Source organism: Enterorhabdus sp. P55, from assembly GCF_009911695.1.
Classification (GTDB): Bacteria; Actinomycetota; Coriobacteriia; order Coriobacteriales; family Eggerthellaceae; genus Enterorhabdus.
Window position 1 is genome coordinate 1 of the sequence record NZ_QWKK01000065.1, and the last position, 7,594, is coordinate 7,594.

General features: G+C 69.5%; 7 protein-coding genes and 1 pseudogene. 6 read left to right on the forward strand and 2 right to left on the reverse strand.

Features of this window, described 5'->3' with window-relative positions; translation table 11 throughout:
* From D1643_RS11580 to D1643_RS07285, 5 genes and pseudogenes are all read left to right on the forward strand, one after another.
* Positions 1-276 (forward strand): annotated as a pseudogene (locus D1643_RS11580) (hypothetical protein); the annotation flags it as partial.
* A gap of 137 nt (positions 277-413) precedes the next feature.
* A complete protein-coding gene (locus D1643_RS07270) occupies positions 414-1,085 on the forward strand; it encodes a response regulator transcription factor (RefSeq protein ID WP_160709988.1) in 672 nt (223 codons plus the stop codon).
* The gene (locus tag D1643_RS07275; protein WP_160709989.1) at positions 1,082-2,098 is read left to right on the forward strand and encodes a sensor histidine kinase KdpD; all 1,017 of its coding nucleotides are present in this window, start codon (positions 1,082-1,084) and stop codon (positions 2,096-2,098) included. The genes D1643_RS07270 and D1643_RS07275 overlap by 4 nt, the downstream gene beginning before the upstream one ends.
* Before the next feature lie 47 nt (positions 2,099-2,145).
* Positions 2,146-2,826 carry an ABC transporter ATP-binding protein gene (locus tag D1643_RS07280; RefSeq protein WP_160709990.1) on the forward strand — a complete coding sequence of 227 codons (681 nt, stop codon included), beginning with the start codon at positions 2,146-2,148 and terminating at the stop codon, positions 2,824-2,826.
* The gene (locus D1643_RS07285; protein WP_160709991.1) at positions 2,823-4,340 is read left to right on the forward strand and encodes an ABC transporter permease; all 1,518 of its coding nucleotides are present in this window, start codon (positions 2,823-2,825) and stop codon (positions 4,338-4,340) included. Before D1643_RS07280 ends, D1643_RS07285 begins: the two co-directional genes overlap by 4 nt.
* A 117-nt stretch (positions 4,341-4,457) precedes the next feature.
* Here the strand turns inward: D1643_RS07285 and D1643_RS07290 are convergent, their stop codons facing one another.
* Positions 4,458-4,676: an acyl carrier protein gene (locus D1643_RS07290; RefSeq protein ID WP_160709992.1), complete on the reverse strand. Its 219-nt coding sequence runs from the start codon at positions 4,674-4,676 to the stop codon at positions 4,458-4,460.
* A gap of 3 nt (positions 4,677-4,679) precedes the next feature.
* On the reverse strand, positions 4,680-5,264 hold the full coding sequence (hpf, locus tag D1643_RS07295; protein ID WP_160709993.1) for a ribosome hibernation-promoting factor, HPF/YfiA family: 585 nt from the start codon (positions 5,262-5,264) through the stop codon (positions 4,680-4,682).
* Positions 5,265-5,664: 400 nt separating this feature from the next.
* Here hpf and nhaA point away from each other — a divergent pair, with 400 nt between their 5' ends.
* Positions 5,665-7,398 carry a Na+/H+ antiporter NhaA gene (gene nhaA, locus D1643_RS07300; RefSeq protein ID WP_160709994.1) on the forward strand — a complete coding sequence of 578 codons (1,734 nt, stop codon included), beginning with the start codon at positions 5,665-5,667 and terminating at the stop codon, positions 7,396-7,398.
* Positions 7,399-7,594 lie beyond the last annotated feature (196 nt).

Sequence of the window (7,594 nt, forward strand, 5' to 3'; positions counted from 1 at the left end):
GCTCCCGCCCCCGCGGCTGCGGCGGCCCCCATTCCCGCCCCCGCCCCCGACGCGCCCCCCGCGGCTGCGGCGGCCCCCGTTCCCGCCACCGTCCCCGCCCCCGCCCCCGCGACTGTGGCGGTGTCCGCTCCCGTCCTCGCGTCCTCGCCCGTCATCGAGGCGGTTCCCGATGCGGCGGCGGCCCTTCGCCGGGGGCGCTCTGCGGCCGGCACTGACGGCATCGTCGTTGCTTTCGGCACCCTCTATGCCATCGCCGACCTCAAGCGCGCCCTCTGACGGCTCATCTGCCCGCGAGGTTGCCCCCGGTGCGGAAACGGGCTACTTTTGAAGCAGGAGAGCGCCTGCCACCTTCGCGCCGCCCCGGCGGGCGAGAGGGGGGGGGCGAACGCGCGCGGGCGAGAGAGGCGGAGCCGATGCGGCAGCGGGTCATATGGTATGTGGAAGACGACGAGGACATCGCGCGCTACGTGGTCGCGCTCTTGGAGGACGCGGGGTATCGCGCACGGCCTTTCCCCAGCGGGCTGGCGGTGCGCAACGCCTTCCTTGCGGAGTCGCCTGATGCGCTCCTCATCGACTGGAACCTTCCCGACGATGCCGGGCCGTCGGTCTGCCGCTGGGTGCGCCGCCACGACGAGGCGCTGCCCGTCATGATGGTCACCGTGCGCGACGAGCCGTCCGACATCGTGGCGGGACTGCGGGCTGGCGCGGACGACTACGTGACCAAGCCCTTCCATCCCGACGTGCTGCTCGGTCGCATCGAGGCGCTCCTCAGGCGGTCGCCGGCAGGCACGACGACGCTCACCTGCGGCGACGTGACGCTTGACGGCGAGCGGCACCGCGTGAGCGTTGGGGGCGCGCCGGTCGAGCTGGCGCCGCTGGAGTACCGCATCCTGTCGCTGCTTATGGAGCGCAAGGGGCGCCTCGTCTCCCGCGAGGCCCTGCGCGACCGTGCGTGGGAGGACGGCCGCCCGGTGAGCGATAACGCCCTCACCGTGACGGTCAAGCGGCTGCGCGCGAAGCTTGCCCCCGCCGACTGCCTCAAGACCGTCCGCAGCTTCGGCTATCGCATGGAGGAGCCGCGATGACCGCGCTCGCGTTTCTCCTGGGGATGGCCGCGGGCGGCGCTCTTGTCGCAGCGGGCTGCGCGCGTGCGCGGCGTCGGCGCTCGGCGCGGGTCGCGCAGCTCACGGATTACCTGGAAAGCGCCGCCCTGGGCCGGGCGAAGGCGCTCACGCCCACGGGGGAGGACGACCTCTCCCGGCTCCAAGACGAGATAGGCAAGACCGTGATGGCGCTTGAGCGCACCCGCGCCGAGGCCGTCGCGGCCAAGGACGGGTTCGCCCGCAACCTGGCCTCCATCGCCCATCAGGTCAAGACCCCGCTTTCGGCCATAGCCCTGGCCGCTCGGCGCATCGACGGGTGCGACGCCGACGAGGATCGCCATGCGGCTCAGGCCATCATCCGGCAGGCGGAGCGGCTGGATCGCCTGCAGGGCGACCTTCTGCTCATGGCGAAGCTGGACGCCGGCGTCTTGGAGATGCGTCCCGACCGCCAGGACGTGTACACGCTGCTGTGCCAGGCGGCCGAGAGCCTGGGCGACTATGCCGCCGCTGCAGACGTCTCCATTGATGTCATTAGGTGTGACCCCGCCGGGTGCGACGATGCCATGAGGTGTGACCCCGCCGAGGTGCTCGTCGACGGCCACTGGGCGTGCGAGGCGCTTATGAACGTCATGAAGAACTGCGTCGAGCATGCGCCTGCTGGCTCATCGGTGCGCGTGGAGTATGAGGCGGGCCCGCTCTACGTGGAGGTGCTCATCTCCGACGAGGGGCCCGGCTTCGCCCCGGGGGAGGAGGCGCGGCTGTTCGAGCGCTTCTACACCGGCACGCGGCACGCCGCCGCGGATGCACGCGCTGCCGCAGGAGCGCTTCCCGCCACCGCCCTCCGCGCGAGCGCGGGCACGGGCCTGGGGCTCGCGTTTGCGCGGGAGCTCCTGGAACGGCAGGATGCGAGCATTCGGGCGCGGCGCCCTGCCGCCGGCGGCGCCTGCTTCGAGATTCGGCTCTACGGTCACCCAGATGTCACTTTGGCTCCCTAACCTGGAAGGGAGCAGACCAGCCGCCCGAGGACGGAGAAGGAGCAGCCATGCCCATAGCGGAGTGCATCGGGGTCGAGAAGACCTACGGAAGCGGGGATACCGCCGTCCACGCCCTGAGGGGCGTGAGTTTGGCGATCGAGCCGGGGGAGTTCGTGGCCATCGTGGGGGCGTCAGGCTCCGGCAAGTCGACCCTCCTCCATCTGCTCGGCGGCATCGACACGCCCACCGCCGGCACGGTGCTGGTGGACGGCGAGGACATCTCGCGGCTCGACGCGACGCAGTCGGCGCTGTTCCGCCGCCGCAAGGTGGGGCTCATCTACCAGTTCTTCAACCTCATTCCCACGGCCACGGTGGCGCGTAACATCCAGATGCCGCTGCTCCTGGACAGGCGTGAGGTCGATCCGCAGTTCTTCGCCGAGATCACGAAGGCCCTGGGCATCGCAGGGCGGCTCGACGCCCTGCCGCACCAGCTCTCCGGCGGCCAGCAGCAGCGCGTCGCCATCGCACGGTCGCTCATCTACCGGCCCATGCTCCTTCTGGCCGATGAGCCCACGGGCAACCTCGACCGCCGCACCTCGTGCGAGATCGTCGATGTGCTGAGGCTGGCGAACCGTCGCTTCAACCAAACCACCGTCATCATCACCCACGACGAGCGCGTCGCTCAGGAGGCCGATAGGGTGCTGGCTGTGGAAGACGGGCTCGTGGTCCTCGACCAGAGGCGTCGGTGAGCGCGGTGGGCGGCCGTCTCATGCTCGACTTCGTGCGGGGCAACCGCGCGTCGAGCGCGACCATCATGGCGACGGTGGGCGTGAGCGCGTTTTTGCTGGCGCTCCTGTCCGGCGTGCTCTACGGCTTCTGGGAGGATGCGGCGGCGCGCACGGCGGCGGAGGGCGCATCGCTGGCCGAGCGCCTGGGCGGGGAGCTGCTCGTGTCGAGCATGCTCTACCTGGTGGTGCTCGCGCTGGCCTGCGTCGCCTTGGTGCTCATCATCCGCAACGCCTTCCTGGCGTCTATGCAGAACCGCGTGCACCAGCTGGGGCTGCTCGCGACCGTGGGCGCGACGCCGCGGCAGATGCGGTCGCTGCTGCTGCGCGAGGCGCTCGTCCTGAGCATGGCGCCCGCAGCCATCGGCATCGCCTTGGGGACGCTGGCCGCGGGCGCCTTCATCAACGCGGCCATCGAGGCCGCTCGGCAAGCCGGCGTCGGATCGGGGGGACTGGCCGCCTTCCGCTGCTCGCCGCTCCTGCTGCTGGCCGTGGCGGCGCTCGTGCTGCTCACGGTGACGGTGTCGGCTGGGATTCCCGCCCGCAAGCTCGCGCGGACGAGCCCCCTTGCCGCGGTGGCCGGCGCGCCCGAGGCCGCTCCCGCCCGCCCGGGGCGTGCCGGGCTCATCGCGCGCCTCTTCGGGGTGGAAGGGGAGCTGGCCAGCGGATCCCTGCGGCAGCGCCGGGGCGCCCTGCGCTCGGCGTCTTTGGCCATCGGGCTGGCGTTTCTCGCGCTGGGGCTCTTCCTCTCGTTCATGACGGTCTCGCGCATGAGCGTGGACCAGACCTACTACGAGCGCTACGGAATTGCCTGGGACCTGGTCGTGGACGTGCCGGACGCCTCCGCCGCGGAGCTGGAGGAGGTCGCACGCGGGCTTGCCGCCCAGGCCGAGGAGGCGGTGGTGGACAAGTCCGACGCCGGCATGCGCCTCTACCTCAAGGCCCGCGCCGGAGCGGAGCCGTCGCTGTGGGCAGCTGCCGAGGAGGCGCTCGAGTCGGCAGGGCATGCGGAGTTCTCCCTCGTCGACATGGATGCCGACCGGGTGCGCGCCGATGCGGTGTGGGTCGGGTACGCGGCGGTGGTCGGCGGGTTCTGCGGCATCTTGGCGCTCATCGGGGTGGCGGGGGTCGTCACGCAGGCCGTGGGCTTCGTCTACCAGCGCAAGCGCGAGTTCGCCCGCCTGCGCACCCTCGGCATGACGCCAGGAGGCGTCTTCAAGATGCTCGGGGTGGAGGGACTGCTGACCGTGGCGCGGCCCCTGGCGCTGACCCTGCCCCTCGTGGTCGCCGGGGCGCTGGCCCTGGCGCTGCTGGGACGGCAGCCCCTCGGGGGCTTCCTCGCCGCCTTTCCCTACGGCGTGCTGCTGTCCTACGTTGCCGTCGTGGCGCTGGTGGTGGTCGCCGCCAACGCCTTCGGGGCCCTGCGGCTCGTTCGCGGCGATCTGGCGGAGGCGCTCAGGGACGACGCGCTCGCGTAGGGCGGCGCGGGCGCGCCTGCCCGCGCGCTCCGCGTCTCCCTCCGCGAGCGCGCGGGCAGGCGCATGAAAAAAGGGGGCGCGCCTGCGGGCACGCCCCCTCTTCGCGTCGTCGCCGGGTTACAGCGCGTCGATGTAGGCCACCAGGTCGGCGGTGGTCGTGAGCCCCTCGGGCTCGCCGAAGTCGATGCCCAGCTCGTCCTCGAGATCGCAGATCAGCTCGACCATGTCGAGCGAGTCGATGCCGAGCGACTCGAACGTGGACTCCTCGGTCACCGCAGCCGGGTCGATCTCGAGGTTGCGCTGCAGGATGTCGCGGACGGTGTCGATGGTCGCCATTGCCTAGTTCTCCTTCTGCTTCAGCAGGCCGTAGCCGCCGTCATCGCGGCGGTACAGCACGTTGACGAGATTCGTGTCGCGATCAGTGTAGGCGAAGAAGTCGTGCCCGAGCAGGTCGATCTGCACGAGGGCCTCTTCCTCGGTCATGGGCGTGAACTCGGTCTCCTTGCGGCGGACGACCTCCTCGCCTGCCAGCTCGTCCATGAGCTTGTCCAGGTCGAGCTCGCCCTCGGGGCGCGCGTCCTCATGCGCGTAGTCGACGATCTTCTCGGTGGCGCGCACCTTCTTGTCGATGATGCGGGTCTTGTACTTGCGGATCTGGCGCGCGATCTTGGCAGCCGCCACGTCGATGGCCGCGTACATGTCCTCTTCGTTCTCCTCGACGCGAACGATATGGCCCTTGATGCGCACGGTGACCTCGCAGATGGACGGCAGCGGGTTCGCCGGGTTCTTCTCCTTCATCAGCACGACCTCGCAGGAGATGGGGTCGGCGTCGATGGCCTTCAGGGCGTTGCCGACCTTCTCCTCGGCATACTGGCGCAGCGCGTCGGTGATGGGCATCTTGCGGCTGGTGACGGTAATGCTCATAGCGTTCACCTCTTTGCTCGAAGCGAATAAAAAACAGCTGATGAAAGGGCGGTTCGCGTGTCGGCGTCGTCTTCTGGGAGAAAGCGCTGCGTGGCACGTTTCTGTCCTCAAAGGTCGATCCGTCGGCGGCGGCCCCTTTCGTCAAGCTGTGATTCAAGCATAGCGCAAAACCGGGTTCTCTGCCGACCAGAATAGGGGGAGAAGAAAAACGTTTCCATGACGCGGCCGCTGCTGCGCGCCGCTGCGGAGAAGGGCGGCGAGAGGCGGCGGCAGGCGGGCGTGATCCGGGGTGTTACGAGGTTTTTACGGAGGTTGCCCGCCGGTAGGCACGCGGCGCGAATTGGGGGATAATAAGGCGCTTGAACGAGGTTCTCACGCGGCTGAGCATGCGAGGTATCCCATGGAACGCACGAACAAGGAACAGGACGAGAAGGCGACCCAGGCGTCGGGCGACGCGGATGCGCGGACGGACGAGGCGGCGGTCTCCCAGGCCCTCTTCATCCGCGAGGTCCAGGGCCATCAGCGGCGCTACCGCAAGCTCATCCACCTCACGCACTCCTCCACCAAGGCCGCCGGCGCCATGCTCGTGGCCGCCGTGGTGGCGCTCATCGTGGCCAACACCGGAGCCCACGAGGCGTTCCTCGAGTTCTGGCACATGCCCGTGGTGGTGGGCATTGGCCCGGTGGTGGGCGAGATGTCCATGGCGCACGTCATCAACGACATCTTCATGGCCGTGTTCTTCCTGCTCGTGGGCTTGGAGATCAAGTACGAGATGACCGTCGGCGAGCTGACGAACATCCGCCAGGCGGCGCTGCCCATCATCGCCGCGGTCGGCGGCGTGCTCATGCCCATCGTGCTGTACTCGCTGTTCAACGGCGGCAACCCCGAGACGGCCCACGGCTGGGGCGTCCCCACGGCCACCGACATCGCCTTCGCGCTCGGCATCATGGCGCTTTTGGGCAACCGCGTGCCCAACGGCGTGCGCGTGTTCCTGTCCACGCTGGCCGTGGCCGACGACATCATCGCCATCCTCGTCATCGCCATCTTCTACGGCCAGAGCCCGTCCCTTCTGTGGCTGGCGGCCGCAGCGGTGGTGTTCGCGCTGCTCATGGTGATGAACCGCGCGCACGTGTACTCGCTGTTCCCCTACCTTGCCGTGGGCGTGATGCTGTGGTTCTGCGTGTTCATGTCGGGCGTGCACTCCACCATCGCCGGCGTGCTGCTGGCGTTCTCCATCCCGTCTGGCTCGCGCGTGAACCTGCGCAGCTTCCTCCAGTGGTCGGATGATGAGGTGCAGAAGGCGCGCAAGGTGTTCGAGCCGGATACGCCGGTCATCGCCCAGGACGAGTACATGAAGACGGTGAGCAACCTCTCGCAGGTCGCGCGGCAGGTCATCCCGCCGGCCACGCGCCTCGAGCACAAGCTGTACCCGTGGGTGTACTTCGGCGTGCTGCCGCTGTTCGCGCTGACCAACGCCGACGTGGCCATCTCGGGCGATCTGGGCGCCATGCTGTCGAGCCCGGTGCTGCTCGGCGTGTTCTTCGGCCTGGTGCTCGGCAAGCCCATCGGCATCATGCTGTTCAGCTTCGTCACCGTGAAGCTGAAGGTGGCCAGCCTGCCGCAGAACGTCAACTGGAAGCACATGCTGGGCGCGGCCATCCTGGGCGGCGTTGGGTTCACCATGGCCATCTTCGTGGCCAACCTGGCGTTTCCCGAGGCCATCATGGTGTCCGAGGCGAAGCTCGGCATCCTGGCGGCGTCGCTGGTGGCCGGCGTGGTGGGCTTTCTGTTCCTGCTGGGCCAGGCGAAGGCCGCCGAGGCCCGTGGCGTGGCCTACGTGACCGCCTACAGCGACGACCTGCATCCCCAGACGGCCAGCGTCGAGGTCGATCGCGCGGGCGAGGAGCTGCTGGCCGCGCTCGACGACGAGGAGCTCGAACGCGAGCTGGAGGCGCGCCTCCAGGGCGGTCAGGGCGTCGCCGAGATCGTCGTGGAGCTGCCGCGCGAGGACGGGGGCGACACCGCGGATCCGCAGATCGCCGAGGCCGAGGCTGCGGCTGCGGTCGCACTGCGTGACGAGGCCCTCTGCCGTGAGGAGCGCGACGTTGCCGGCACCTCCGGCGGCAGCCGCTAGACGTCTCCCAACAGGTGCTGACGCACGACGCCCGGGCCGACCCGCCTGGGCGTCGTTTTTTTGTCCGGCGCGCTGAGCGGCTCGCGGGACAAACGAATGTTTCACGTGAAACACGTGGTGGCAGCACGAGGGCGCGATGGAAGGGCGCGCGGTCGGGGGGCGATGGGGGGGCACGATGAGGGGAGCGCGGTGGGGA

Coding starts and splice junctions, on each gene's coding strand:
- D1643_RS07275 (WP_160709989.1), top strand. CDS start 1,082: ATGACCGCGCTCGCGTTTCTCCTGGGGATGGCCGCGGGCGGCGCTCTT.
- D1643_RS07270 (WP_160709988.1), top strand. CDS start 414: ATGCGGCAGCGGGTCATATGGTATGTGGAAGACGACGAGGACATCGCG.
- D1643_RS07290 (WP_160709992.1), bottom strand. CDS start 4,676: ATGGCGACCATCGACACCGTCCGCGACATCCTGCAGCGCAACCTCGAG.
- nhaA (WP_160709994.1), top strand. CDS start 5,665: ATGGAACGCACGAACAAGGAACAGGACGAGAAGGCGACCCAGGCGTCG.
- hpf (WP_160709993.1), bottom strand. CDS start 5,264: ATGAGCATTACCGTCACCAGCCGCAAGATGCCCATCACCGACGCGCTG.
- D1643_RS07280 (WP_160709990.1), top strand. CDS start 2,146: ATGCCCATAGCGGAGTGCATCGGGGTCGAGAAGACCTACGGAAGCGGG.